The organism is Marinobacter sp. 1-3A (assembly GCF_016597775.1).
Classification (GTDB): Bacteria; Pseudomonadota; Gammaproteobacteria; order Pseudomonadales; family Oleiphilaceae; genus Marinobacter; species Marinobacter xiaoshiensis.
The window spans coordinates 140,982-166,494 of record NZ_VCGZ01000003.1; the positions used below are offsets into that span (position 1 = coordinate 140,982).

General features: G+C 53.4%; 20 protein-coding genes and 1 pseudogene. 7 read left to right on the forward strand and 14 right to left on the reverse strand.

From position 1 onward, the window contains the following. Positions 1-42: 42 nt before the first annotated feature. The 5 genes and pseudogenes from FE848_RS05775 to FE848_RS05795 form a co-directional block, all read right to left on the reverse strand. Entirely contained in the window at positions 43-1,101 is a 1,059-nt protein-coding gene (locus FE848_RS05775) for a hypothetical protein (protein ID WP_200201813.1), read from the reverse strand. Further along, the gene (locus FE848_RS05780; RefSeq protein ID WP_200201814.1) at positions 1,091-5,107 is read right to left on the reverse strand and encodes a hypothetical protein; all 4,017 of its coding nucleotides are present in this window, start codon (positions 5,105-5,107) and stop codon (positions 1,091-1,093) included. Before FE848_RS05780 ends, FE848_RS05775 begins: the two co-directional genes overlap by 11 nt. Before the next feature lie 39 nt (positions 5,108-5,146). Continuing rightward, the gene (locus FE848_RS05785) at positions 5,147-5,707 is read right to left on the reverse strand and encodes a DUF4123 domain-containing protein (protein WP_200201815.1); all 561 of its coding nucleotides are present in this window, start codon (positions 5,705-5,707) and stop codon (positions 5,147-5,149) included. After that, on the reverse strand, positions 5,704-7,827 hold the full coding sequence (locus tag FE848_RS05790) for a type VI secretion system Vgr family protein (RefSeq protein ID WP_200201816.1): 2,124 nt from the start codon (positions 7,825-7,827) through the stop codon (positions 5,704-5,706). The genes FE848_RS05785 and FE848_RS05790 overlap by 4 nt, the downstream gene beginning before the upstream one ends. Positions 7,828-7,946: 119 nt before the next feature. Continuing rightward, a pseudogene (locus FE848_RS05795) lies at positions 7,947-8,843 on the reverse strand (DMT family transporter). Between the two features lie 174 nt (positions 8,844-9,017). On the opposite strand from FE848_RS05795, the gene FE848_RS05805 reads away from it, so the two are divergent. Then, positions 9,018-9,284: an RNA recognition motif domain-containing protein gene (locus tag FE848_RS05805; RefSeq protein WP_200201819.1), complete on the forward strand. Its 267-nt coding sequence runs from the start codon at positions 9,018-9,020 to the stop codon at positions 9,282-9,284. Here FE848_RS05805 and FE848_RS05810 read toward each other — a convergent pair. The 9 genes from FE848_RS05810 to FE848_RS05850 form a co-directional block, all read right to left on the reverse strand. Beyond that, positions 9,274-9,567 (reverse strand): YkgJ family cysteine cluster protein, encoded by a 294-nt coding sequence (locus FE848_RS05810; protein ID WP_200201820.1) that lies wholly within the window; start codon positions 9,565-9,567, stop codon positions 9,274-9,276. The two genes, FE848_RS05805 and FE848_RS05810, sit on opposite strands and share 11 nt — an antisense overlap. A gap of 35 nt (positions 9,568-9,602) precedes the next feature. Further along, positions 9,603-10,589 carry a diaminopimelate dehydrogenase gene (locus tag FE848_RS05815; protein WP_200201821.1) on the reverse strand — a complete coding sequence of 329 codons (987 nt, stop codon included), beginning with the start codon at positions 10,587-10,589 and terminating at the stop codon, positions 9,603-9,605. Positions 10,590-10,694: 105 nt separating this feature from the next. After that, positions 10,695-12,902: an OsmC domain/YcaO domain-containing protein gene (locus FE848_RS05820; protein WP_200201822.1), complete on the reverse strand. Its 2,208-nt coding sequence runs from the start codon at positions 12,900-12,902 to the stop codon at positions 10,695-10,697. 128 nt (positions 12,903-13,030) lie between these two features. Further along, on the reverse strand, positions 13,031-13,963 hold the full coding sequence (locus FE848_RS05825; protein WP_200201823.1) for a DMT family transporter: 933 nt from the start codon (positions 13,961-13,963) through the stop codon (positions 13,031-13,033). A 194-nt stretch (positions 13,964-14,157) separates the two neighbouring features. Then, complete coding sequence (gene mmsB / locus FE848_RS05830; RefSeq protein WP_200201824.1) at positions 14,158-15,045, reverse strand: 3-hydroxyisobutyrate dehydrogenase; 888 nt, start codon at positions 15,043-15,045, stop codon at positions 14,158-14,160. Positions 15,046-15,107: 62 nt separating this feature from the next. After that, entirely contained in the window at positions 15,108-16,211 is a 1,104-nt protein-coding gene (locus FE848_RS05835; RefSeq protein ID WP_200201825.1) for an enoyl-CoA hydratase/isomerase family protein, read from the reverse strand. Between the two features lie 41 nt (positions 16,212-16,252). Beyond that, positions 16,253-17,032 carry an enoyl-CoA hydratase gene (locus FE848_RS05840; protein WP_200201826.1) on the reverse strand — a complete coding sequence of 260 codons (780 nt, stop codon included), beginning with the start codon at positions 17,030-17,032 and terminating at the stop codon, positions 16,253-16,255. Positions 17,033-17,058: 26 nt separating this feature from the next. Beyond that, positions 17,059-18,225, reverse strand: coding sequence for an acyl-CoA dehydrogenase family protein (locus tag FE848_RS05845; protein ID WP_200201827.1), 1,167 nt, complete (start codon positions 18,223-18,225; stop codon positions 17,059-17,061). 130 nt (positions 18,226-18,355) lie between these two features. Continuing rightward, complete coding sequence (locus FE848_RS05850; protein ID WP_200201828.1) at positions 18,356-19,849, reverse strand: CoA-acylating methylmalonate-semialdehyde dehydrogenase; 1,494 nt, start codon at positions 19,847-19,849, stop codon at positions 18,356-18,358. A 165-nt stretch (positions 19,850-20,014) separates the two neighbouring features. Here FE848_RS05850 and FE848_RS05855 point away from each other — a divergent pair, with 165 nt between their 5' ends. The 6 genes from FE848_RS05855 (at position 20,015) to FE848_RS05880 (ending at position 25,424) form a co-directional block, all read left to right on the forward strand. After that, complete coding sequence (locus tag FE848_RS05855) at positions 20,015-20,890, forward strand: AraC family transcriptional regulator (RefSeq protein WP_200201829.1); 876 nt, start codon at positions 20,015-20,017, stop codon at positions 20,888-20,890. A 115-nt stretch (positions 20,891-21,005) separates the two neighbouring features. Then, a complete protein-coding gene (locus FE848_RS05860) occupies positions 21,006-21,434 on the forward strand; it encodes an SRPBCC family protein (protein WP_200201830.1) in 429 nt (142 codons plus the stop codon). A 149-nt stretch (positions 21,435-21,583) separates the two neighbouring features. After that, a complete protein-coding gene (locus FE848_RS05865) occupies positions 21,584-22,384 on the forward strand; it encodes an MBL fold metallo-hydrolase (RefSeq protein ID WP_200201831.1) in 801 nt (266 codons plus the stop codon). 110 nt (positions 22,385-22,494) lie between these two features. After that, a complete protein-coding gene (locus FE848_RS05870; RefSeq protein ID WP_200201832.1) occupies positions 22,495-23,220 on the forward strand; it encodes a YebC/PmpR family DNA-binding transcriptional regulator in 726 nt (241 codons plus the stop codon). Further along, positions 23,217-23,951 carry a glutamine amidotransferase gene (locus tag FE848_RS05875; protein WP_320159506.1) on the forward strand — a complete coding sequence of 245 codons (735 nt, stop codon included), beginning with the start codon at positions 23,217-23,219 and terminating at the stop codon, positions 23,949-23,951. The genes FE848_RS05870 and FE848_RS05875 overlap by 4 nt, the downstream gene beginning before the upstream one ends. 18 nt (positions 23,952-23,969) lie before the next feature. Then, entirely contained in the window at positions 23,970-25,424 is a 1,455-nt protein-coding gene (locus tag FE848_RS05880; protein ID WP_200201833.1) for a phospholipase D family protein, read from the forward strand. Positions 25,425-25,513: the final 89 nt, after the last annotated feature.

Consider the following 25,513-nt stretch of genomic DNA (forward strand, 5'->3'; position numbering starts at 1 on the left):
AAATACTAATCATCCAAATCTTAATTCGGATTTTTGTTAGGTTCACGAGGCGTAACTCAATTTCTCTTCCATCAAGTTCGGCCTCTGCGCCGTGTTGATGATGGTGACATCTGTAAACATCCGATCCACTTTTTTCTTGAAGGTCTTGTCGTCCATATCCCGCCAGTAGCGAGGAGGACGGCCGGTTCGCAGGTCGTGTTCCGCAGTGACCGGATCCAGCGGGCGGTACTTCTCCAGCATGGGCATCTCTGGCAAAGGGCGGGTCACGTCCATGTAGTTCTGGATAAAGTCCCAGTAGGCGTAGCACATGGTGGCACTGCCGTGGGCACCCAGAATGTCACCGACCGTTACGTCCAGCTTGCTGTAGCGATGAGACAGCACCAGATCAAACAAGGTGCCAAACCGGTCTACCCGCGCGCAGCACCAGGCGTCGAACTCGTAGAAAGGCTTTTCGATGACGACTGTGGGTTTCCGGGGCACGAAGGGGAGCTTACGGGAATACTGCCAGACCTTGATCATGCCGGTGCGTCGGTTGAACTCCCACTCGGGGCCTCGGCCGTTTTGGTGGAGCCATTTAGGGAAGATGCGGAAGATTAAATCGGCAAAGAGCATTAGAGCCCAACCACCCAACAAAAAAACGACTTCCACCGGGATTAAACTTTGCATGAAATCCGTCCAAGTTTCCGCACGCGCACCAAATAAAGGAGACTCCAAGATCAAAACCACCAAAACAACAGGAAACACGATGTAAGCCCACACTTTTCCGGCAACATATATCATGTCGAAAAAACGCGATTGGAACGCCAAAGGGGCATGCCGAAAACACTCATGACTGTTCTCAACGTATAGACCGAGCTTATCTGCCAAGTCTTCCTTCTTCTCCAGCTTACGCAATTTCTTGGGAGGATCGTCAGACATAAAGCAGGGTGGCATAACGTCCCGAGTACTACCCCACGGCAGTCGCAAACTGGCGGATCGATCCAGGCCGGTGCGGTTCAGCTCCTCCGTCTGATTTTTCTGCGGAGGAATGGAATCGGAACGGTAGGCAAACGGCCCATAGTGCGCGCTAGTGCTGGCATCACTGGAATGATTATTCAACATTTTCCTGAACTCTTTGGGTGTACCAGAACGGCTGGCTTTTTCGCTTGAAATTTGGCTCGCTATGCAACTCGTTGTCCTTATCGAACGTCAAAGGATCTCCCGGAGGTGGGGCCGGGAAAACCATCAACAAACCATCTGCGGCTTTCTTTGCCTGAATCTGCACTTTGGCCCGCCATCGGTAGGTTTTGGTTTCCCACACATCGCGTTCCCAAGGCCAACTATCGAGCTGTCGTCGCTCATTGGCGGGAGCTTTCAGGTAGATGTGCGCACCGGTTTCCGACTGCTCAGTCAACAGGCGATACTTCTTCACACCCTCGCCAGATATCTTGTTCACCCATACCTGGCCTCGCCCTCTTGTAACAGCGACAGTTTCAAATAGTTGCAGCTTGACAGTTACTTTGGCAAACATCCCGGAACTGAATAATCCCGGGATGGCACTGTCAATTACCAGGCGTTCACTGGCATTCGAAAGGGCGGTTATCCGCTCAGCAGTCTCGCCTTCTAACCCTCCCTCACGGGCCTCTTGGCGTAGAGGGTTATATTCCATCCGGACAGACACGCCCATCAATAAGCTGATCAGGCGATGGTAGGCTATATCTGGCTCTTTCAGAAACGGCTTCTCAGCCATCGATCCGAAAGGCCCGTGCCTCATCCAGATATCCAGCGGCTCGTCACTGAACGCAAACACGGTAGCCAGACCTGCCACTGCCAGAACCACACCAGCGACCAGCCAGCCTTTCGGCCCGAGCACCAACAGCAAGCCCGGTTTACCCACCAAACTGGCGAAACCGAAGGCCACGCCACTTCCAGCAATCAGGCCATAGCCGACTGCCGCCGCGCTGTTACCCATGCGGTATTCGTAGTAAGAATCGAATCCTGCATCCAACGCCATCAAAAAGCCAGCTGCCGCACCCAGCCCACTTCTTATAGTTAAAGGGGTTCCCAAACGGCGAGTAAATGCTTGCCCAGGCTTGCCTGACAATTTGAGGGACAGAACTTTTGAGGGGCCCAACATCCACCTTTCGCTGATAGCAGCACTTGCAGCCAAGAGGTCAGTGCCAGCACTAAACTTCTTGACTATGCCTGAGCTCCTGCCCTTTACTCGGGATTGATAATTACCTGCTACCCAAACACTCGAAGCGTTATGAAGCTCCATCAACCCCACAAACAGCGGGAATACCGGCTTGTTCAACACGCGATAAAGCCGACTACTGCTTTTGCTGTCAATTTCTGCCTGATCAATCTGGTTTGCAGCATCATTGGCCGCTTTCAAGTCACCTACGTATTGCTCTTTTTGACGAGTCAGATCCCTTTGGTTGGCCGCGTCCTGCTCAAAAGCCTTCAGCTCCTTTTTCGCTCTTTCCATTTCTTCTCTGGCAGAGACTAGTCTGCCAGTCGCGATTGCTGCCGCTGCAGCCGGGGTGTCAGGAAAGTTGTTAACCAGATTATCCAGCTCAGAGAGTTTGTGCACAGAGTCAAGGAAACGGGACTCTACAGCAGAGATCTCCGCAATCATTTTGGCGATCGCTTCGGTTTTCGGTATTACCAACACATAGGCATCCTCTGCTACATCAGAGGCAATAGCCGCTGCCTGACTTCTCCTTTTGTTAGTAGACGCAAGGATTTCCTTGCTGCCTTCCTGCTGAATAAAATCCCCGAACAGAGCAATAGCCTTTCTATCACCAAAGGATCCCGGCCGATGCTTGCTGATTTCAAAAACGAAGTAATCCTTCTGCAGGGCCTTGGAGAAGCGCATAAGCTCCATCTTTCCTAGCAACTCCGGTAGCGACCGACGAAGTTGCTCTAGAGAGTTTGAGTAAAGTTTCATCCTCCCAAGAATCGCACTTTCTGCAAGTACCTGTTTCTGCTGTGCTAACCGATGATACTGAGTTTCCATCTGGCTCAGCTTATTGCGAATATCCTCAAGCTCAACCTTCTGTCCCTTGAGGTTAGTAATTCTCCGCTCAGTCGCCCAACGCTGGTTTTCAAGCTCGGCTTTTCGCAACCGCAGGTTTTCCAGCTCTTTGTTAACATCGGCAAGCTCTCTGTTTCTTGCCTGAATCCCGTGGCTGGCATGGTGGATTGCTGCCCACATATTGCCGTGGACGCTCATTAATACCTGACTACCCATCCTGAGATTAGCGGTCAACAGCGTGGCGTAAGAACCCGCAGCCGCTTCAATACTAATTTCCAACCCATCGATGGTTTTAAGGTCATTGATTTCCAGAAGATCCGTTTCCGCCATGGCCGCAAGCTCTGTATCCCGGAATCGCCCATTTCCGCGGTTAGCCTGCGGTTCAGTTGGGGGCTTGTATGGTTTCTTCAGGTCTTCCGCGCTGTAACGTGGAAACAGCAGCGAACGCAACACTCTGCTGTGCTGGCCGTTACACAAACCTTCTAGCCACTGCTTACCCTTAACATCCACGGCACCTTCAACGCCTATGCTGAGGGCATCACATTCGGCAGGCTCGGTAACCAGATTCATCACCAGGGTGGTGACAAAGTTGAACGCGCCTGCATAGTCATAACTATAATGCGTGAACAAGTCCGTAAGCACATGGTGGGTTCGTTCATCAGACAAGCGTGCCAGCAAGTCGGTATGGATCTCTTCCAGAAAACGTCGGGCCAAGGCGCGTTCAGACAGCGCAAGAGATCGTTCCAACTCCTTTCTTCCGTGACCCGATACTTCCGCCATATGTTTATGAAGGGAATTCGGTTTGGATGCTACTGTTTCAGGCTCAAGAACCGAGTGAACCAATAGCGCCGAGTCGAAGTACGGCCGTGCCTTGGCCCTCCGCACTGCAGCATTCATGAACCAAGCTGCAACCTGTCGGCGCCGCTGATTGTAACGAAGTTGGTATATTGGATCATCCAGCCTTATCACGCCGATACCACGGGCTTTGGCTTGCTCAGTGGAGTCAGCAACACAGAGCTCAACTTCTACCCATGAAAAAGGCTCAGGCTCGTCGGAGCGATTCAGCTCTTGAAGCGTTTTGTGCAGACAGTTAGATAGCGCTGTCATCTCAGCTCGCTCATCTTCAGCAATGGGATCCTCTGGATCCGGATCTTCATGGCGCTGATGCAATGACAACGCCTTCTTCATTGCCGTGTTCGAATAGTTCGCGCTCAGATCCAGCAAATACTTCTCGGGGCGGTCAAACTGCCACTCCAAAGCCGGCTTTCGCGGCCTTTGGGGTTCCATGTGCAGGGCTAAAAATGCCGAAGTAGCCTCACTGGAGATTTTTGAATTGCTGGTACCTTCTTTGCCATCGCCATTAAATCTCATGCTTACAGTGTTGCAGCGGCCACCTCTGTCTCTAACTGACCGCTCAAGGTGGTTTATTCGCTCTCCCGGCCACTGGGACTCGCTGTAAGCGGCTTGCAAACTCAGCCAGCCTCCATTAACTCTTGCGGGAAGCCAGATTTCTTCAAGCTCGGTTCCGGTGACCTCTCTGTAGCCTGCTTTCAGTGCTCCACTAGTCTGGCGATAGTCATAAAGCGCGACATCCGAGTAGCTGGTAACACCACTTTCATCGATCCGTATCTCAAGCTCCCGCCACAACTTGCCTTCATGGAACAGGTAAAGGAATCCCGCTCTCGCAAGCACATGATGTACCGGATTATCTCCCTGCAACTCAACGCCCGATATCAGAGTGGCGGGAATAATGGGCAAAATGACATGATGCTGCCGGTCAAGCTGACGATCAATGCTGCCCGCACTTTCAAGAAACGGCACTCTGATCGGGCCACCTTCAGCTTCGATTTCTATCCATACGTTGCGACGTGGTTGCCCTCTCCATGGCCAGACATGAAGAACTGAATCATCCAGAGCTTCTACTGCAACCTGTTTCTCCAACCACTCCTGCTGCTCACTGTTGCTTTCATCAAAGATTCGGAACGCATGCCCCTTCGGGTGCTCCTTACCAATCACCTCAACAATCAGCGATTCGCCTTCACACGCAGGGCCGCAGTTTGCGGGCACTGGTTTTGAATTTTTGTCAGGCATCCCTGTCATTCCTTGCTTTTTATACCGGTAAATTCACATTCAAAGATTGGCGGAGCTCAATGACTTCCACTGAGCGTCACTCAGTGTCGGCATTGGGAGCATGGTTATAGGATCAGGCCATTCCGTGGTATGCCATCGCTTACCTTCAGGCTCTCCAAACCAGTAGATTACACGCTCAACCACATCCATCCCGGGTTTTGAGGTGGGGGCCAGCTGGTGCCAGATCTGCGGATCGTAAAATCGTAAAAGTCCTTGGCGCTGGCCATCAAAACGCACCTTCAGTCGCGCTCTTAACCACTTGGCTATCGACTCAAAACTGCCCTCTGATTCCAGAATAAGGCCATTTAACTGGCCATTTTTCAAACCAGTCAAAGCCCACTGGTATTCGGAGCTTTGCTGGGAAGCTTTCAGGATAACCGGGCTTTCTGCCAAATAGAGTTGCCACTCTGTATCGGCGAAAAGGTAAACCCACTCCGGATTCTCTGCGTGCTCGTAAAGCATCTTTGTGATTGGAGTTCTCTGGCCAGACTCCAAAACCAGGTATCTGATCGTGTTGCTCGTTAATTTATCCAATGCCACGCTGCCCTCTCTTGAACTCATACAGCCTGATTCTTGCCACAAGGACAGTTACCCAGTGGGCAGCTACCATCAGGCTGCTGTTGGCACTGCTCGACAATACCGGTTCTTTGCATTCGCGCTTGCTTTAGCCGGTGAGCCACTATGGCTTTGGGTTCAGCGTCCACTCGTTGATTGGTTTCTGCCAAAGCTACAGGGGCAACAACTGCACCTGTAGCCGTCACCAACCCCGGCATTTCCGGCACCTGCACCTTCTGCCCACTCCCCTTACCCGCCGCACCGCCAGCGTTCATTTTTATAGACGCCCCACCGATAGCAACACCACTGGGGTCAATCTTCAAAAAGCTGCCACCCGCTTTGAGGGTAATCTCGGCACCCGCTTCGATCACCGCTTTCTGACCTGCCTTAATGTGCAACTCGGTGCCGGAATCACTGAGCCAGGCTGTGCCTGCTTTCAGATGCAAGGAGCCGGTTACGCTGAAGCTGTGGTCTTTGCCGGTCTGTTCGCGTTTTTCGCCGTCGATGGTTTGATGTTTGCTGCCTTTTACATGGCTGAAGCGATCATTCTGGACGGTCAGGTGGCTGTCGTTTTTAATGACTTCGGTGCGGTTGTTTTCGGTGAGCAAGTCCAGGTCTTTCTGGGCGTGGATGTAGATTTGCTCTTTGTCGGCCTCGTCTTCAAACCGCAGTTCGTTGCTACCCTCACCTTTGTGGGTTTGGGTTTTCAGGGTGGTGCGGGTTTTGTGTTCCGGCAGCGCGTAGGGCGGTGTGTTCGTTGCATGATACGTGCGGCCGGTAATGATGGGCTGATCCGGGTCGCCGTCGAGGAAGGAGACGATGACTTCGTTGCCGATTCTGGGCAGTGCCATAAAGCCATATTGGCCGCCAGCCCAGCCTTGGCTTACTCGCAGCCAGGCACTGCTGTGTTCGTCGTTCTTGCTGTATCTGTCCCAGGGGAAGCGTACTTTTACCCGGCCAAATTCGTCGCAGTGAATTTCTTCGCCTTCGGGGCCGGTCACTATGGCGATTTGTGGGCCGTCCATGAGAGGGCGATGAGCATTGTTCGGCCGCCAGGTTTTGTCGGCGGGTACGGCGCTGAAGGTGTTGTGGTAGCTAGTGGGTTCGGAGCCACCCTCTTCTTCCATGGCCTGGGGCTGTTTGCCGGTGTGTGTGACGGCGGTCAGTAGCCAGTCCCGATTCAGTTTGGGGTTGTCGTGTTCGGTGAGCTCGGTTTTGGCACCGCAGGTGAAGTCGGGGCGGTTACTTTCGCCGTTGGCGGTGCTGGCGTCGTTTCTGAGGGCATCCAGTTTCGCTTCGGTAAACGGCTGGCCACTGGCGTCGGCTTTGAAGCGGCCGGGGTAATCAAAGTGCTGGTAATCCTGCCGCTGGTTGGCACTGGCGGCACTGTGTTCGTGCATCAGGGCGTAGGCGGGGTTTTTGAAGGTGTAATCCTTGGTGACTACAGAAGCCGCGCGAACCCGTTCTTCGTAGCGGAAGCGGAATACCGCAGGTTGTTGGGTGCTGCCGCCGGCTTTGCCATTGTATTCAGCGGGTTCAAGTTTTGGTGCATCGCCATGGTGGTCGGCAAGAATCAAACCGGGTTGTTCGCTGCCATCCACGCTGCCGTGCTGGTAGCGGTAGTGCCAGCCTTCTTCTGCAGCCAGCCGTTCGATAAAGGCCAGGTCGCTTTCCCGGTGCTGTACGCAGTACTCCCGTTCCTGGGGGGCACGTTTGAGATCAAATACGGTATCTACGATGCCCCGCTCTTCCAGCAGGGTGCGCACAATGGTGTCTGTGGTTTGAGTCTGGAAGATGCGGCTGTTGTGCATCAGCCCCAAGCGCCACACCGGCGGCTGGATAACAATCTCGTAGCGAGTGCGACGGTGGCCAGAATCGCCTCGGGCAAATTCGTTGACTACGCCGGTGAAGCGGCGAAGGGGCATACCGTCTTCCCAAACCACCAGATCCACTTGCTGCTCCAGAACTTCGGATGCATCTATGTCCGGGTTGGTGCTGGCCAGTTCAAGGCAGCCATGAAATAGCTCGGATAGCCGCTCGGTCAGCGTAAAGCCGACAACGGAAAATAGATCAGAGGGGAGTTCGCCAACACGGGCGGTAAACTGCAGTCCGCTTGCCTGGGGCATATCTTCAATCCTTGAAGGTATGGTTCTGTATGAGTCCGGGCAGGGATTCTGTCGTAAAAGCGGCGGTTAATCAAACTCTCGCTGCTTCAAAAGCGCACCAGTTCTAATCAAGCAAAGGATCAGGCCGAGCCGTGCGCCTGTGCTTTCGCCCGGAAAGGCCGGGTCCACCACTCAGACATGAGCACGCCGAACAAGGTCAGCCCACCACCAATAAAGTGGTGCGAACCCAGTGTTTCGCTCAGCATCACCGAGGCAATCAGCGCTGTTAAAATGGGAATGAGGTTGAAGAACACGGAAGTCCGGCTGGGGCCCAGGTGCTTGATGCCGGTCATCCATGCCAAGGGTGCACCAATAGATGCAAACACACAGGCGAACAAGACCAGTGGCAAGTTATCACTGTTCAGCCCGGTTTGTGGCAGCACCGCAAACAGCGGAAACAGAACCACCACCGCCACTAGCACCTGTGCATACAACAGCTGCATTGCAGGCAGGGGTATCTGCCATTTTTTCAGCAAAGTGCTGTATATGGCGTAGGCAGCTACGGCCACCAGCATCATTCCGTCGCCGCCATTGATCCCCTGCTGGGCAATCGCTGTCAAATCCCCGGAGGTGATTACAATCAATACGCCAAAAAAAGACAACAGCGACCCGACCACGGCTCCCAATGTAAGGCGGTGGCCCAATGCGAGGATAGCCAGAATAAGGGACATCAAAGGCATGAGTGCCAATACAATGCCCATATTGGTCGCAGAGGTTTTAGGCGCGGCAAAATAGGCAAGGCTTTGATAAATCGCCATACCTAAAACACCCAACACAAAAATTTTGCCCAGGTTTTCCTTCACAACCGGCTAGGATCGCAGCGTTGGCCTCAACAACACAGGCGTTAGGATGACGGCGGCGAACAGCCAGCGATAAAAGCCAATTTCTGCAGGGAAAATTACCCCCACAGCCAGTTTGTTAACTACGGTATTTCCCGCCCAAAAAATAACTGCGAGCAGCGGAAACGCATAATACATAGTTACAAATCCTGGAAAACGTGTGTTTAAACAAGAACGCCATTATCCGCTTGTACATATTAAAGGCTATACTGGGTTCTACGGCTCACGGCTTGAAACTGTACTGCATACACCAAGTACTCTGAGCCGCCTACGGATACATCCCGCTCATACCTACTTTTCGAATGGCCCATCATGAAACTTTTAGTTCGTAACCTCGCCCGCACAACCACAGAACAGGAAATCCACGAGCTGTTTTCTGCTCATGGCACTGTTACTGAATGCACCCTGGTATTAGATAAAGAGACTGGAAAATCAAAAGGCTTTGGCTTTGTGGAAATGCCCCATGCGAAAGAAGCCAAGATGGCCAAGGCGCGCCTGGATGAAACCCGTCTTGGGTCGAACAAAATACGGGTGAGAGTCGCCCAGGATAAAGAGCCCCAACCAGACACTAAAGACTGAGACTCTGTCCTACTGGTTCATTGGCGGCGCGTTCCTCGATACACTCGTAGCCGCCCATTTCAAATTCTCTGCAAATAAACGGTCGTTTCTCGTATATCGAACACGACATGGTGGTGCGATCCAACGCCGCGCACCAGCCGTCATCCAACCGCGCCATGGTTCTACCGCCCCACTGATCGGTTTCAATAAAGCGCTCTGGCACACCTGTCTCGGTAATCAGCATCACTTCCAGGCGACAACAGCAGGCCTGGCAATTTGAGCAGCTAATACCAGGATCAGACATGGCAGTTATTCCCACAAGTTGTTGGCGCTACTCTATCAGAGCAAGTCTTTGCGTAGCTGTGATGGGCTCTTGGGTGACAGCAAACCCGGAGCAACATCCAATACCGATCTGGCACCCACTTCGCCGGCGCTGGCCATCTTATGAACAGCTCGGGTGTAGGCTACCAACACACTGGCTGTGAACTCAGGGTTGCTACCAAGCGCCAGTGAATACTCGATGGTTTGCTTGCTCTGGGTACCGGTTTCGCCACTGCGAATCACGAAGCCCCCGTGAGGCATGGCACTGTGTTCCGCCGCGAAGGTCGCCTCATCAATGAAGTTAACCGTGGTATCGAAAGGCTCGAAATAGTCCGGCATGGTCACAATGCTGTTTCGCACTGTGTCTGCATCTGCACCCTCTTCCAGAACAATAAAGCACTCGCGCACATGTTTTTCCCGGGTGGTCAGTTCAGGCTGTTCACCGTTGCGAACCCGCGCAATGGCGCCCTGAGATGGAAGGGTGTATTGCACACCTTTTTTCACCCCATCCACACGGCGCACTGCGTCGGAATGTCCCTGACTCAAGCCTTTGCCCCAGAAGGTATAGGTCTCGCCTTCCGGCAAAATGGTTTCACCGAACAGGCGGTTGAGTGAGAACAGGCCGGGGTCCCAACCCACAGACATCAATGCAACCTTACCGGCTTTGCGTGCAGGTTCATCCAATGCCGCGTGGTATTCGTTCACTTTGGCGTGGGTATCAAAGCTGTCGACGGTATTGAAGAACTGTGCCAGATAAGGGCCTTGCTCCGGCAGATCAGTTTTCGAGCCACCGCAAAGGATCATTACATCAATGTCGTTCTGGTACTGCTCAATATCTGCCATGGCATAAACCGGCACTTTGCTGTCCAGAAGAGCCACACTGGCAGGGTCGCGGCGGCTGAACACACCCACCAACTGCATATCCGGATTCTGCGCCAACGCAGCTTCCACACCCCTACCCAGATTGCCGTACCCGGCAATGGCTACTCTAATCTTGTCTGCCATGTTTACTAATCCTGTACCGTTTGAAAATTTGCGTGGGAAGCTCATCACGTAAGCCGTAACGAGCCCCAAGAACTGAAAGAGTTGTGACTACAGGTATTATGAACGTCAAGCACTCTTATACGACAACTCGATACCTGCCTTGGCAGCCCGTGCTGCGTGCAGCTTCTTGTAGCTTTCGATCAGCCGCAGGTGCCTATCCAGACCTTCCAACTGCATATTGGTCGGGGTCAGGCCATAGAAGCGAACGCTGCCATCCACTGAGCCAACTACGGCGTCCATGGTCTCTTCCCCAAACATACGTCGGAAGTTAAACAGGTAATCGCTTAGCTCAAGCTCTTCATCCAGAGTGACTTCCAGCACTGCGCACATGGCTTGATAGAACAGCCCACGCTCCACAGTGTTGTCGTTGTATTGCAGGAACATCTCCACCCTTTCAAGGGCGTCTTCGTATTGCTTAAGCGCCAGATTGATCAGCAGCTTCAATTCCAGAATGGTGAGCTGGCCCCACACGGTATTTTCATCAAACTCTATGCCGATGAGGGTAATAATGTCTGTGTAATCATCAATCTGGCTGTCGTCGAGGCGTTCAACCAAAGCGGCAAGTTGCTCGTCGCTCAGGATGTGCAGATTGAGAATATCTTCGCGATAGTCCAGTGCCCGGTTGGTGTTGTCCCAGATCAGATCTTCTACCTGGTAAACCTCGGAGTAGCCGGGCACAAGCATTCTGCAAACCGGGGCGCCCAACTCGTCATAAATCGCGGTGTACACTTCGTGACCCATGTCTTCAATAATACCGAACAGGCAGGCGGCCTCTTCTTCGGTGGTGCCGGAGAAGTCCCACTCATGAAACTCAACATCCGCTTTGGCGCTAAAGAATCGCCAGGACACTACACCACTTGAATCGATAAAGTGTTCAACGTAATTGTTGGGTTCGGTGATGGCCAAGCTGTTGAAGGTTGGAGGAAGGAAATCGTTCAACCCTTCAAAGCTGCGGCCCTGCATCAACTCGGTCAGGCTGCGCTCCAGCGCAACCTTCATGGTGGGGTGCGCGCCAAACGAGGCAAACACACCACCGGTTTTCGGGTTCATGAGGGTTACGCAGGCCACAGGGAACTGCCCGCCAAGGGAGGCGTCTTTCACCAGTATGGGAAAGCCCTGGGCTTCCAGCGCCCGCACGCCTTCAAGAATATCCGGGTACTTTTCCAGAACGTGCATCGGCACATCCGGCAGTGCAATTTCTTCCTGGATGATCTGCTTTTTCACTGCCCGCTCAAGGATTTCCGACAAGCACTGCACCTGCGCCTCTGCCAAGGTGTTCCCGGCACTCATGCCATTGCTCAGAAACAGATTTTCAATGAGGTTACTCGGGAAGTAGACGGGGACGCCGTCGGAGTGGCGCACGTATGGCAGAGCACATATTCCCCGCTCCACATTGCCAGAGTTTGTATCGATCAGATTGGAACCACGCAGTTCGCCATCCGGGTTATAAATGGCGAGGCAATGCTCGTCCAGAATGCCTTCTGGTAATTCGTCGTCAGGCCCAGGCTTGAACCAGCGCTCTCTCGGGTAATGCACGAACTCGCTGTTGGCTATTTCCTCACCAAAAAACTGATCGTTGTAGAAGAAGTTGCAGTTCAGGCGCTCAACAAATTCGCCCAGCGCTGAGCACAGAGCGCTTTCTTTGGTGGAACCCTTGCCGTTGGTGAAGCACATTGGCGAAGCCGCATCACGCATGTGCAGTGACCACACGTGGGGCACGATGTTGCGCCAGGAGGCAATTTCAATCTTCATGCCGAGACCGGCAAGAATGCCGCTCATGTTGGCAATGGTTTGCTCCAGCGGCAGATCTTTACCCTCAATATAGGTATCGGAGCCCCCCTCTGGCTTGATCGTCAATAATGCCTGAGCATCTTCATCGAGGTTATCAACGATTTCAATCTGGAAGTCGGGGCCGGTTTGCACCACTTTTTTGACCGTGCAACGATCAATGGACCGCACAATGCCCTGGCGATGCTTCTCGGGCAGATCGTCAGGCAGCTCAACCTGAATCTTGAAGATTTGTTTGTAGCGGTTTTCCGGATCAACAATGTTGTTCTGGGAAAGGCGGATGTTATCGGTTGGAATATCCCTCGCCAGGCAGTACACCTTCACAAAATAAGCGGCGCACAGGGCGGATGAAGCCAGAAAGTAGTCAAAAGGGCCAGGTGCCGAGCCATCGCCTTTATAGCGAACGGGCTGGTCGGCAATCACCGAGAAGTCATCAAACTTGGCTTCAACTCGGAGGTTGTCGAGATAATTGACATTAATTTCCATTGCGAGGGTACTCGGTTTAGAGATTTCGGCGCGCCTGGACTATAGAGTGCGCGCCATTCAGGGCGGCCATTATAGACGTAACGCTACGCCACTCATACCTCGTACCAATCACTACTTCCGCAACACGCCTACTCAGCGGGGCTGGCAGCTACTGGCCGGAACATTCGCCAGACCCGTTGCAGCTTTTCTTTGGGCAAAATGACCAACAGGTTACCCGCAAGCACCAGAGACACGCCGGCTACTGCCTCAATTGTCCAGATGTAACTCTCGAATACCGTTGAGAGCGCAAGCGCGACGATTGGGAAAAGCACCATGCAGTAGGCTGCACGTTCAGGCCCTATCCGCCCGAGCAATGTAAGGAAACTGCCAAAACCGAGGACTGAGCCTATCAAAGCCAGGTAGACCAACGAGCCGGTGTAGCTCCAGGTTGCTTCGAAAACGAACGCCTCACCTCTACCCCACGCAATGAGCGCCAGCAAAAGAGCGCCGTAAGCCATGCTATAGGCGTTGGTTTGCATGACAGGCAGTTTCGATGACTGGTTGCGAGCCGAAATCATGTTGCCGAAGGATGTGATGAAGGTGCCTGCCAAGCTCAGGATAATGGCCCTCAAGGTGGCGCCATCGGCGTCCAGCGCGCGAACCTCCGGCAAAAACACCAGGATAATTCCCACAAGCCCAAGCGCTGCGCCCCCAATCACTGCGCGGGGCACTCGATTGCCGAAGAACAGAGCGCCGTTGATGATATTCATCACAATGATTGTGGAGAATACCACAGCAATCAATCCACTGGTGATATCTGCAGCTGCCTGATAAACCAGCATGTAATTGAAGCCGAAGAGCATCAGCCCCTGACCCGCCATCCAGAGATGCTCCCGGAAGCCAAATCGCATATTGCGTTGAGTCAGGCTGCACCAAAGCATCAGCACCAGCGCAGACAGCCCAAACCGATAGGCAATGGACACATCACCAGGCACTTCACCCAGTTGCAGAGGGATCGCTATAAACGTCGAACCCCAAATCAACACGGTCGACAAATAGAGTACAAAAGTGTTCGTCAGCATAGGTAAAGCAGCCTTCAGCCGTGATCACAAACCGGCTACGCGTTGCTCGCTACCGATCCACCATTAAGCGGATTCATTGTCCTACTTATAGTTACCTTGCTCAACACTTTAATACCAATGTATAGAGGCAAAACTCGGGAGGGAATCAACTCAGGTGAGGTTTTGGGGCACGGAAGATCGTGCCCCGGCAGGCGTTATTCAGGCTTGTAAAAGCGCTGGATACTTGAGAAGTCCAGCGTTCCGTTGCCATGCTCTGCATGGAGTGTAAACAGGTTGCGGGCGAGTGAGCCCATGGGAATAGCCGCCTGATTTTTTACGGCGTTATCGAAGGCCAAACCAAGATCCTTGTTCATCAGGTTAACCAAAAACCCACCCTGGTAGTCACGGGACGCGGGTACACCGTCCATCACCCCTGGCCAGGGGTTGTATACGTTCAACGCCCAGTTGCCACCAGAACTCTGCTTCATGACTTCAGAAAGTACTGCAGGGTCCAATCCGTTTTTCACGCCCAAAGCCAAAGCCTCACTGGTACCTGCCATCAAGATAGCCAGCAGCATGTTGTTGCAGATTTTCGCGACCTGGCCTGCACCGTGATCACCCGCGTGGAAGATGTTCTTGCCCATGGCTTCCAAAATCGGCTTTGCCTTATTAAAGGTCTCTTCATCGCCGCCGCAGATAAAGGTCAGCGTACCCGCTGTGGCGCCGCCCACACCACCAGAAACAGGTGCATCGAGGAATGGAATACGCTTGCTTTCGGCCTGCTCGGCTACACCGCGAGCCGTTTCTGGCGAGATGGTGGATGAGTCGATAACCATCGTGCCCTCGGGTAGAGCCGCCAGCAACCCATCTTCACCCAGATACACAGCCTCAACGTGCTTGCCTGCCGGTAGCATGGTGATCACGCACTCAGCTCCTTTGGCCGCTTCGTGGGCTGTATCTGCCGTTTTTGCGCCTTCTGATACCAGCGCGGCTACTGCATCTTTTGACAGATCAAAAACGGTTACTTCGTGCCCGGCTTTCACAAGGTTGCTGGCCATTGGGCCACCCATGTTGCCCAAGCCTATGAAGGTAATCGTTGCCATAATCATCCCCTTGTTTTTGTGTTCGGTTGAGTCGGCCGCCACTACTCAGGCGGCCGGTCAGGCTATTTTTGGAAAAAGCTGTCAATCCACTCGCTGTCCATTTCTTCCAGCGACGCGTAACGCCAGCGGGGCTGTCTGTCCTTGTCGATCAATAGCGCACGGACACCCTCGGCAAACTCGCCTTTAATCAGGCAGTTTTTAGAAAGTATGAGCTCCTTATCAAGCACTTCCCGAAGGCTATCCAGGCGGCAGTTTTGCAGGTGCTGCCAGCACAGAGCCAACGACGTTGGCGATGCAAACGCCAGAGGCTTGGTTGATTTGGCCAACCAGCCGTCACCGCCTGCCAACTCTTTCATCTGTGCAACCATCCTGGCCAGGTTGTCGGCATCGGTTACCCGGTTGATCTCATCAAAGTGAGCCCTCACCTGGGATTCCGGCAAGGCATCCGCGCTTTGATTTTCATGCTTTCGAAGCACACTGCCCACGACAGCAAATGCATCTTCGCCCTGCCAGTTGTGCGCGGTAAGATCCGCGATCACGGCCGCTTTCACTTCATGCTTGATAAAGCGGTCGGCAAGGCCCACAAAGATGGCGTCAGCGGCATTCATACGGGCGCCGGTTAACCCCAAAAACAAGCCTGTGCGCCCAGGTGTGCGGTTCAGAAACCAGCCTGCCGCCACATCCGGGTAGAGGCCGATACTGCTCTCTGGCATTGCCAGCATGGAGGCTTCTGTTACAACCCGGTGGGAGGCGCCGGCCATGATGCCAATGCCGCCACCCATAACAATCCCGTGGCCCCAACATACAACCGGCTTGGGATAGGAGTGGATCATATAGTCCAGCTCATACTCTTCCGTAAAGAAGGTCTCTCCCGCGCTGGCACCTCCGCCACTCTTGGGCTCGGTCATGCTTCGGTAGAGCGCCACAATGTCACCGCCAGCACAAAACGCCTTGTCGCCTTCAGCTTCAATCCAGACAGCGCGAACGCGATCGTCCTCAGCCCAGATTTTGAGCTGAGGCGTCAGCATCCGGATCATCTCAAGAGACAGTGCGTTCAGCGCTTTTGGCGTATTCAGCCTGGCCACAGCAATTACTGCGCCGTCGGCGGCCTTCCGCTCTTCAAAGACAACTGGCTGGTTACTTTCTACAGATTGTTGATGACTCATAACAATTCCTTGAACCCTATGCCTCAGGGATTAAAAGGCTTTTAGCGGTTTTTCCATTCCGGCTTACGTTTTTCCAGGAAGGCATTCACGCCTTCTTTCTGGTCTTCGGTGGAAAACAGCTCAACAAACAGTTCACGCTCCATGCGCCAGCTGTCGGAATGGCTGCGGCCATCGCGAGAGCTCATAACCAGCGTTTTGCAGCGGGCAACGGAAGACGGGCTCTGCTTACAGGCCATTTCCGCCAATTCCAGAGCCTTTTCCAGACCTTTTCCGGTGGGCACAACTTCTTCAACCAAGCCAATCTGCAATGCTTTGTCGGCCTTGATGCGCTCACCACATAGAATCATGCGCTTGGCCCAACCTTCGCCCACAATCCAGGGCAGGTTCTGGGTGCCGCCGGCGCAGGGCAGCAAGCCCACTGTCGCTTCCGGCAATGCCATTTGAGCGTGTTCTTCGGCAATGCGAATATCGCACGCCAAGGCGCACTCAAGTCCGCCGCCCATGGCGTAACCGTTAATCGCGGCAATGGATACACCACGGAATGCCGTCAATACGGCAAAGGCCTCACCAAACAGCTGAGCCATTTCATTAGCTCGGGCCTTATCGCCATCGGCAAAGGTTTTCAGGTCAGCACCGGCGGAGAAAAACTTCTCGCCTTGCCCGGTCAGAACCAATGCAAAAATATTCTTGTCCTCATTAAGCTCACGGACGATGTTTGTCAGCGCAGCCAAAGAATCCACTGTCCAGGTATTGGCCGGTGGATTGTTGATGGTCAGTATTGCAATGTGTTCGCGTTTCTCGAGCTGAATCAGATCGCTCATCATCCTTCTCCTGTTATTTTTGCGATTTATTGAATGGCCTCGGCCACACCGTCATCCAACAAGCGACGGGCAATAATCAGACGCATAATTTCGTTGGTACCTTCCAGAATCTGGTGCACACGCAGGTCGCGCAGGAAGCGCTCCAGAGGGTACTCCCGTATATAACCGTAACCCCCATGCAGCTGCAGTGCATCATTCACCACATCGAAGCAGGCATCGGTTGCGAAACGTTTGGCCATGGCACAGTGCAATGTAGCTTCGGGGTCTCCGCTGTCGAGCTTGAATGCACCAAGGCGCACCATCTGCCGGGCCGCCACAAGGTTAGTTGCCATATCCGCCAGTTTGAATTGCAGTGCCTGGAACGCAGCCAAAGGCTTTCCGAACTGTTGCCGTTCGTGCATATAATTTCGGGCTCTCACCAAGGCAGCTTGTGCACCACCGAGGGAGCAAGTGGCAATGTTGAGCCGGCCACCATCAAGGCCCTTCATGGCAATGGCGAACCCGTCGCCTTCTTCACCCACACGATTGGTTACCGGAACACGTACATTCTCAAGGTTAACGGTACGAGTAGGCTGGCTGTGCCAGCCCATTTTCTCTTCGTTCTTGCCGTAGGTGATACCTTCCGCATTGGCCGGGATCACAAAGGTGGAAATACCCTTGGCGCCTGAATCTGCGGCACCCGTGCGCGCCATCAACACCAGAATGTCTGTTTCACCGGCACCGGAGATAAACATCTTGCTGCCATTGATCACATAATCATCGCCATCTCGCACAGCTTTAGTGCGCAAACTGGCTGCGTCAGAACCCGCACCGGGTTCCGTCAGGCAGTAAGATGCAAGTAGCTCCCCGCTGGCTAGCTTCGGAACCAGTTCCTGTTTAAGGTCATCGGGCGCGAAGCTTGCAACCATCCAGGTCGCCATATTATGAATCGTGATAAATGCAGCCGTTGAAGGGCAGGCAGAGGCCAGTTCTTCAACAATCACAGAGGTATCCAGCCGGGAAAGGCCCATGCCGCCAAGCGCCTCCGGGGTATAAATGCCCATAAAGCCCATTTCGCCAGCTTCTTTCAGAACGCTTACCGGGAAAATATGCTCGTCATCCCACTTGGCTGCGTGGGGTGCCATGGCTTTTTCAGCAAAGGCTCGAGCGGCCTCGCGGAACGCCAACTGGTCTTCAGTGAGGTTAAAATTCATCGTTTCTCTCCAAGTTCTGCGCGTTCTGCACGTTCTCCAGATTAACCTGGCTCAAGTGTGCTTGTTCACTCGGGATGAAAAAAGGGGCCGGAAACACGTTCCGACCCAAACCAACCCACCTTCAAAACAGTTAACGCAGCTGGATAGAGAAGTTCGCCTCAGATGATGTTGCCTCACTGGAGAACCAACGGGAGGTAACCGTTTTAGTCTCAGTGTAGAAGCGAATGGCCTGCTTGCCGTATGCGTGCTGATCACCGTAGAAAGAGCCTTTCCAGCCGGTGAATGAGAAGAACGGCAGGGGCACAGGAATGGGAATATTTACACCCACCTGCCCCACTTCAATTTCATGCTGAAACTTACGGGCCGCGCCGCCGGAGGCAGTAAAGATCGATACACCATTACCGTATGGGCTCTTGTTAATCAGCTCGATGGCGTCTTCCAGGCTGTCCTCTTCCATGCAGGCCAACACAGGGCCGAAGATTTCTTCGTTGTAGATGTCCATTTCGGTGGTCACGCCGGTAAACAGTGTAGGGCCAACCCAGTTGCCATCGGGCAGTCCGTCTACAGTGCAGCCACGACCATCCAGAAGCAGGTTCGCACCCTGGGCCTCACCCGTGGCAATAAGTGCTTCAACACGCTCTTTTGCCTTGGGGGAAATGACTGGTCCATAGCTGGCACCGGAGTCGTTCCAGGCACCCGGGCGAATCTTCGCCATGGCTTCTTTCAATTCAGGAATCCAGGATTGGGCTTCACCCACAAACACGGCCACGGAGATAGCCATGCAACGCTGACCAGCTGCACCTACAGAGGCGCCAACCAGAGCATTGATTACCTGCTGTTTATCAGCATCCGGCATGATCACCATGTGATTTTTGGCGCCAGCAAAGCTCTGAACGCGCTTCATGTGGCGGGTACCGGTTTCGTAGATATAACGGCCCACAGGCACAGAGCCCACAAACGATATGGCTTTAATGGCAGGGTCAGTAAGCAGAACATCCACCTGTTCCTTACCGCCATGAACAACCTGCAACACGCCCCTGGGGGCACCAGCCTCTTCAAACAGCTCAGCAAGTCGCATCGGAGTCAGCGGATCCTGCTCGGAAGGCTTGAGAATAAATGTGTTGCCGCAGGCGATAGCGAGGGGGAACATCCAAAGTGGGATCATCGCTGGAAAGTTGAACGGCGTAATACCTGCACAAACACCCAGTGGCTGGATCCAGGAGTGGGTATCGACTGTACGCGCTACGTTTTCAACGGTTTCACCCATCATCATGGAAGGGATGTTGGCCGCATGCTCAACCACTTCAATACCGCGCCACACATCACCTTTGGCATCATCGAAGGTTTTACCGGTTTCCTGAGAAAGAATTTCTGCAATTTCGTCGTGATGTTCTTTCAGCAGAGCCTGGTAACGCATCATCACGCGGGCACGCTCAGAGACCGGAACCTCTTTCCAGGTTTTGAACATCTCGCCAGCCGTATCGATTGCCTTACGCATTTCAGCATCGGTTGCGCATGGAACCCGGGCGATCACTTCGTTATTGGCCGGATTGGTCACATCAATCCATTCGTTGGTCTGGCTCTGAACAAATTCACCAGCAAGGTACAGTGGAACGTTTTTCATGTCGGTATCCCTGTTTGTTGTTGTGCGAGAGGCTGGCCAAAATCAGGATCACTTTGGCTATGTATGGATAGACCTTAGCACGCCCATCAGCACTTGGTGATTGACTAAATTTCGACCTTGATGGACTATCTTTCGATTACAAGATGGTGAGCAGCAGTAACAATCATGATTCAAACCTCCCAGTGGCCAGTGCCCAAAGACAGCATTCGCTATGTGGTGCCTGCCTCTATTATCAGTCTTTTGTCTGAGCACCCACTTACGCGTGATCTCTACCCGTTGGCCTTCGGCCATTACCGCCGAGCCACGGGACACCACATGCACCGGGAGAATCACCGCGACAATCTTTTGATTTACTGTACCGATGGCCGGGCATTCCTGAACGTAAAAGGTGTGCCCTACACACTGGAGGCAGGAGACCTTCTCTTGCTGCCTGCGGGCGCCAGCCATCGCTACACAACAGATCCGGATAATCCCTGGACGATCCACTGGGTTCACTACACCGGGCCGCTGTCAAACGAGTTCCATAAGTACATGGGGTTTGATGATTCAACACCTGTCCGTCATCTGGGGCGCCAACCCAGGCTCTTAGTGGATTTTAATGGCTTGCTCTCCGTTCGGCAGACTGGCTTCCGTGCACAGGGGCTGATTCATGCTGCCAATCGACTAAGGCAACTGCTTGCTGCAATCCCCATCAGCATCGATGAAACAAGCCATGAACGAAAAAGCGAACTGGATACCATCAACAACTATATGCACGAGCATCTGGACAAGCGCATCACCCTGGAGCAACTAGCGGATCTTGCCGGGCTATCTCCCACGCACTTCGCCACTCGCTACAAAGAGCAGACCGGAACCTCTCCCATTCAGCACTTTTTGCACCTCAAGGTAGAACGCGCCTGCCAGATGCTGGACACCACAAACCTGAGTTTTGCCGAAATAAGCCATCGCCTGGGCTATGACGATGCTTATTATTTCTCCCGACTGTTCAAGAAAGTAATGGGGCAATCGCCCAGAGACTACAGGCATACACCAAGGCACTAACAATGAATTGGCACGGCACAACAGGCCAGTTACTGCCTTGCCGCCATCTACGACTTTTGTTGGAGTAACGAAACCACTAGTCTTCGGAACAAAGACACAATAAAGAGCACACGAAATGGCTACGCATACATTTGAAATTGATGAAACCTTCAATGTACCCCGCAGCAGGGTGTTTGCCCTGTTTGCCGACCACCAAAGCTTCGGAAAGCTACTGGGCGCACCCGTAAAGCGCATCAAAAACAGCGGCCAGGCCGACCCTAACGGCTTGGGTTCTGTGCGTAAGGTTGGCATTGGCCCTCTTGGCCTGGAAGAAACCGTCACCAGCTTCGAACCGGACATACTGATTGAATACACAATCACCAGCATGAGCCCGATTCGCAATCACCTGGGCCGGATTCGCTTTGAGGATACGCCGGAAGGTTACACCCGCGTGCGCTACCGGATTACCTTTGAAGACCGCGTTCCCTACACAGGCAAACTGCTTAGCGCTGGTCTGGAGAATGCCATACGCCGCGGCATGAAGAAGGTACCAAGGCTGGCCTGAGCCGCTTTATTCAAGCGAAACAAATCGTTACTTGATGGATATCAGATAATTGACCTGAGGCAATTGTTGTTATCCATCAATTTTGTACTCTCCGCGCAACTTGCAATATCCGGCGATATAGCCGGCCTTCCTTTACTGCGGAGATCAAGATGGCGAACGAGCCGATTGTCCTGTTCGATAACGGGCATCATAAGTGCCTGATGTTTGATTCCCTGGTCACCGGAGAAGGTGTCCAGTCCAATCAGTTCCTGCTAGTCGATGGCAAACACGAGGCCCTGATTGATCCGGGCGGCGACCTTACCTACACACCCCTTGCGGTCGCGGCCTCCAAGTTTATGAACATAAAGGACATGGATTTTGTGTTCGCATCTCACCAGGACCCAGACATAATTGGCGCCATCGACCGCTGGATAGTCCATACCAATGCGAAAATTGTGACATCCAAACTGTGGGCAAGGTTCCTCCCTCACCTGGTGTCCAGCTATGTCACCAACCAGCTGAGCGGAAGCGTTTATGATCGCATTGTCAGCATTCCGGATTCGGGCGCCAACGTCAGGTTCGGGGATTCCTACCTGCAGTGCCTGCCAGCCCACTTCATGCACTCGGTAGGGAACCTGCAGTTTTATGATCCCGTCTCGAAAATTCTGTTTTCAGGCGATCTCGGAGCGTCCATGGGCGCAGACGATGACCATCTGCCCGTAAAGGATTTCGACCAACATATTCCTCACATGATGGGATTCCATCGGCGCTATATTGCTTCAAACAAGGTCTGCCGACTTTGGGCCAATATGATCCGGGATATGGACGTTGAAATGATCGTACCTCAGCATGGAAAGCGCTTCGAAGGGCCTGCGATGATTGACCGCTTCCTGACCTGGGTAAGCAATGTTGAATGTGGTATCGACCTGATGGTGCAGGACAACTATCGTGCCCCTGTTGACTACATCTAAGCGCCAAACGGGTAACCTGAGGGACAGGTCCGTCAAATAGACCTGTCCCAAACTGCTATTCTTGCGTAAAATCCCACCTTTTCCCCAGCAAGTATGAGGCAGCGCAAAAAATGGGCAGAGCCTATCAAAACCGCAAAGAATCCATGGCCAAAACGGCGGCGGCCAAAACCAAGGTGTATAGCAAGTACGGGCGCGAAATTTACATGTCGGCCAAGTCTGGCGGTATAGACCCCCAGGCCAACCTGTCTCTGCGAGGGCTGATTGAGCGCGCGAAGAAAGATCAGGTTCCTTCCCATGTTATTGAAAAGGCGATTGATAAAGCCAAGGGTGGCGCAGGCGAAGACTACTCAACCGCTCGCTATGAAGGCTACGGCCCTGGCAACTGCATGGTCATCGTTGACTGCCTGACCGACAACCCGAACCGCACTTTTGGTGATGTTCGACTGGCCTTCACCAAAACCAAATGCAAGATCGGTACGCCCGGCACCGTCGCTCACATGTTCGATCACTGCGCCATTTTCGTTTTCAAAGGTGAAGACGAAGACGCCGTGCTCGAGGCGCTGATGGAAGCCGATGTCGACGTTACCGACATTGAAAACGAAGAAGGCCAGATCACAGTATTCACACCAAACACGGAATACGCCAAAGCTCGCCAGGCGCTGACAGAAGCCTTTGCCGATATCGACTTTGAAGTTGACGAAATTCAGTTCCTGCCTAAAACCACCACACCAGTGGAAGGCGATGATATCCCGTTGTTCGAGAAGTTTTGCGATATGCTGAACGAACTGGATGACGTGCAAAACATATTCCACAACGCAGAATTGCCAGAACAGTGAGCCAGCCAAAGCCACGAGTGGCCATTCTCAAAACCGGTAGCACCTACCCATCCATCGAAGAGCAGTTCGGTGACTTTGAGCAATGGTTCCTGCGCGGGTTATCGCCTGATCTTGACGTTACCGTATTTAATGCTCAGGCTGATGAGCTACCGAGCGATCCAGCCGATTGGGATGGCATCGTAGTAACAGGTTCACCCGCCATGGTCAGCGATCGCGAACCCTGGAGCGAACGAGCTGCTCAATGGGTGTTACGGGTGGTTGATATGAACATCCCCATGCTGGGCGTATGTTACGGACACCAGCTTCTCGCCCATGCCCTGGGCGGTGAAGTAGGCTACCACCCAGAAGGCCGCGAAAGTGGAACCAGAAGGGTCGAACTGCTTGCCAGCGCCCAGGATGATCCTCTGTTCCGCGACATGCCAAGAGTATTCAGTGCACAACTCACTCACATGCAGTCGGTACTGAGCCTGCCCCCAGGCGCTGTTTTACTGGGCCGCAATGAGTTTGAGCCGCATCAGGCTTTTCGGTTTGGCGAGCGCGCCTGGGGCGTGCAGTTTCATCCGGAGTTTTCCAGTGCTGTGATGAAAGCCTACCTCACCGTTCAAGCGCCCGCTTTGGAGCAGGAAGGGCTTGACCCACAAGCCATGATTAACTCGGTTGAAGAGGCACCGGAAGCCTCTGGGCTGCTGGAGCGCTTCTCTAGATTGGTAAAACACAACCACGCAGGTTAAATCTGCACCGGGCTGCTTATGGCATTGAAGGTATTGCTCGCATTCGTAGTTCTGACACTGGTGGGTGTGGGTTTGTTTCATTCTTACAAACCCCTGCCTCCCGGTATCAGCCATAATGGCGACACACACCCTCTCAATGACGCAATCCTGCTAAAGGATTCGACCAATCATCACAACAATGGCTCAGAAACCCGCGACCACGAAATATTTGACGAAATCCTGCGTCTCATCGGCCAGGCCCAGTCCTTCATTCTGGTCGACATGTTTCTTTTCAACAGCAGCAGCCCTGAAGGCGTGGAGCACCGTCACCTTTCCGAGCAGCTAACCCATGCCCTGATCAACCGGAAGACAAAACTGCCGGAGCTGGAGATTATTGTTATCTCTGACCCCCTGAACACCCTTTACGGTGGCTCAGAGTCACCCTGGTTTCAGGCGCTTCGGCAGGCTGGCATTTCCGTAACAGAAACCAACTTGCGGCCGCTTCGCGACAGCAATCCAGCATGGTCTGCCATCTGGCGGGTCTGCTGTCAGTGGTTTGGCAACAACTCTGAAGGTGGCTGGCTGCCAAATGCCTTGGGCACACAGCCAGTTACTGTTCGCAGCTACCTTGCCTTGCCCAACTTCAAAGCAAACCACCGCAAGGTTCTGGTTACTGATGAAGGGGATAAGCTACGCGCCCTGATAACATCTGCCAACCCTCATGATGGCAGTAGCCGGCACAGCAACATTGCCATTAGCTTTACTGGCCCTGCGGTTGCTGATGTTCTGAAAAGTGAGCAGGCGGTTCTGGCCATGGCATCTCAGTACAACCCAGTACTGGACGCACTGATTAGCCGGACAAGTTCACAACTATCGACGGCTGAGTCGGCTGATAGTGCGACTGGCTCCGTTGCAATCAAAACAGAATCGGCCATTCGGGATACCGCGCTCGAAATGATCGCCAGGGCCCAAAGCGGCAGCCGCCTGGACCTCGCCTTCTTCTACCTCTCGCATCGTGGAATAGTCACTGCCCTGCTTGACGCGCATGATCGTGGTGTACAGGTGCGGGTGCTTCTCGATGCCAATAACGAAGCATTCGGCCATCAGAAGAGTGGCATACCGAACCGCCAGGTTGCCCTGGAACTTCACAAAGCCGGCATCCCTGTGCGCTGGTGCAACACCTTTGGGGAGCAGTGTCACAGCAAATTATTAATGCTCCGCCCCTTGGCAGGCTCCACCGAACTTCTTCTGGGTTCCGCCAACTTTACCCGGCGCAATCTTGATGACCTAAACCTGGAAACCAATGCCTGGGTAGCCGTACCAGCAGATTCGGAAGTGGCTACGAAAGCCGCTGGCTTCTTTGAAACTCAGTGGCAATCGGGCCCAGGTAGTGATCCGGTACTTAGTCTGCCCTATGAGCGCTGGGCTGATAACTCCCGCCTACGCTACTGGCGCTACCGCTTGATGGAAGCCACCGGGCTGTCTACTTTTTAAATCAACCTCTCTGCCCGGCACCTTCGTTACCGAACGTCTCCCTATGCCTTCTGCTTATGCCATCAGGTTTGGTTTTTATCTTGCTTCCA

Excerpts from the sequence above, each read along its gene's own strand:
- FE848_RS05815 (WP_200201821.1), bottom strand. The coding sequence starts at position 10,589 with ATGGCAGACAAGATTAGAGTAGCCATTGCCGGGTACGGCAATCTGGGT.
- FE848_RS05790 (WP_200201816.1), bottom strand. The coding sequence starts at position 7,827 with ATGCCCCAGGCAAGCGGACTGCAGTTTACCGCCCGTGTTGGCGAACTC.
- FE848_RS05775 (WP_200201813.1), bottom strand. The coding sequence starts at position 1,101 with ATGTTGAATAATCATTCCAGTGATGCCAGCACTAGCGCGCACTATGGG.
- FE848_RS05820 (WP_200201822.1), bottom strand. The coding sequence starts at position 12,902 with ATGGAAATTAATGTCAATTATCTCGACAACCTCCGAGTTGAAGCCAAG.
- FE848_RS05845 (WP_200201827.1), bottom strand. The coding sequence starts at position 18,225 with ATGAATTTTAACCTCACTGAAGACCAGTTGGCGTTCCGCGAGGCCGCT.
- FE848_RS05865 (WP_200201831.1), top strand. The coding sequence starts at position 21,584 with ATGGCGAACGAGCCGATTGTCCTGTTCGATAACGGGCATCATAAGTGC.
- FE848_RS05825 (WP_200201823.1), bottom strand. The coding sequence starts at position 13,963 with ATGCTGACGAACACTTTTGTACTCTATTTGTCGACCGTGTTGATTTGG.
- FE848_RS05860 (WP_200201830.1), top strand. The coding sequence starts at position 21,006 with ATGGCTACGCATACATTTGAAATTGATGAAACCTTCAATGTACCCCGC.
- FE848_RS05855 (WP_200201829.1), top strand. The coding sequence starts at position 20,015 with ATGATTCAAACCTCCCAGTGGCCAGTGCCCAAAGACAGCATTCGCTAT.
- FE848_RS05805 (WP_200201819.1), top strand. The coding sequence starts at position 9,018 with ATGAAACTTTTAGTTCGTAACCTCGCCCGCACAACCACAGAACAGGAA.
- FE848_RS05880 (WP_200201833.1), top strand. The coding sequence starts at position 23,970 with ATGGCATTGAAGGTATTGCTCGCATTCGTAGTTCTGACACTGGTGGGT.
- FE848_RS05850 (WP_200201828.1), bottom strand. The coding sequence starts at position 19,849 with ATGAAAAACGTTCCACTGTACCTTGCTGGTGAATTTGTTCAGAGCCAG.
- mmsB (WP_200201824.1), bottom strand. The coding sequence starts at position 15,045 with ATGGCAACGATTACCTTCATAGGCTTGGGCAACATGGGTGGCCCAATG.
- FE848_RS05870 (WP_200201832.1), top strand. The coding sequence starts at position 22,495 with ATGGGCAGAGCCTATCAAAACCGCAAAGAATCCATGGCCAAAACGGCG.
- FE848_RS05785 (WP_200201815.1), bottom strand. The coding sequence starts at position 5,707 with ATGAGTTCAAGAGAGGGCAGCGTGGCATTGGATAAATTAACGAGCAAC.
- FE848_RS05835 (WP_200201825.1), bottom strand. The coding sequence starts at position 16,211 with ATGAGTCATCAACAATCTGTAGAAAGTAACCAGCCAGTTGTCTTTGAA.
- FE848_RS05810 (WP_200201820.1), bottom strand. The coding sequence starts at position 9,567 with ATGTCTGATCCTGGTATTAGCTGCTCAAATTGCCAGGCCTGCTGTTGT.
- FE848_RS05780 (WP_200201814.1), bottom strand. The coding sequence starts at position 5,107 with ATGCCTGACAAAAATTCAAAACCAGTGCCCGCAAACTGCGGCCCTGCG.
- FE848_RS05840 (WP_200201826.1), bottom strand. The coding sequence starts at position 17,032 with ATGAGCGATCTGATTCAGCTCGAGAAACGCGAACACATTGCAATACTG.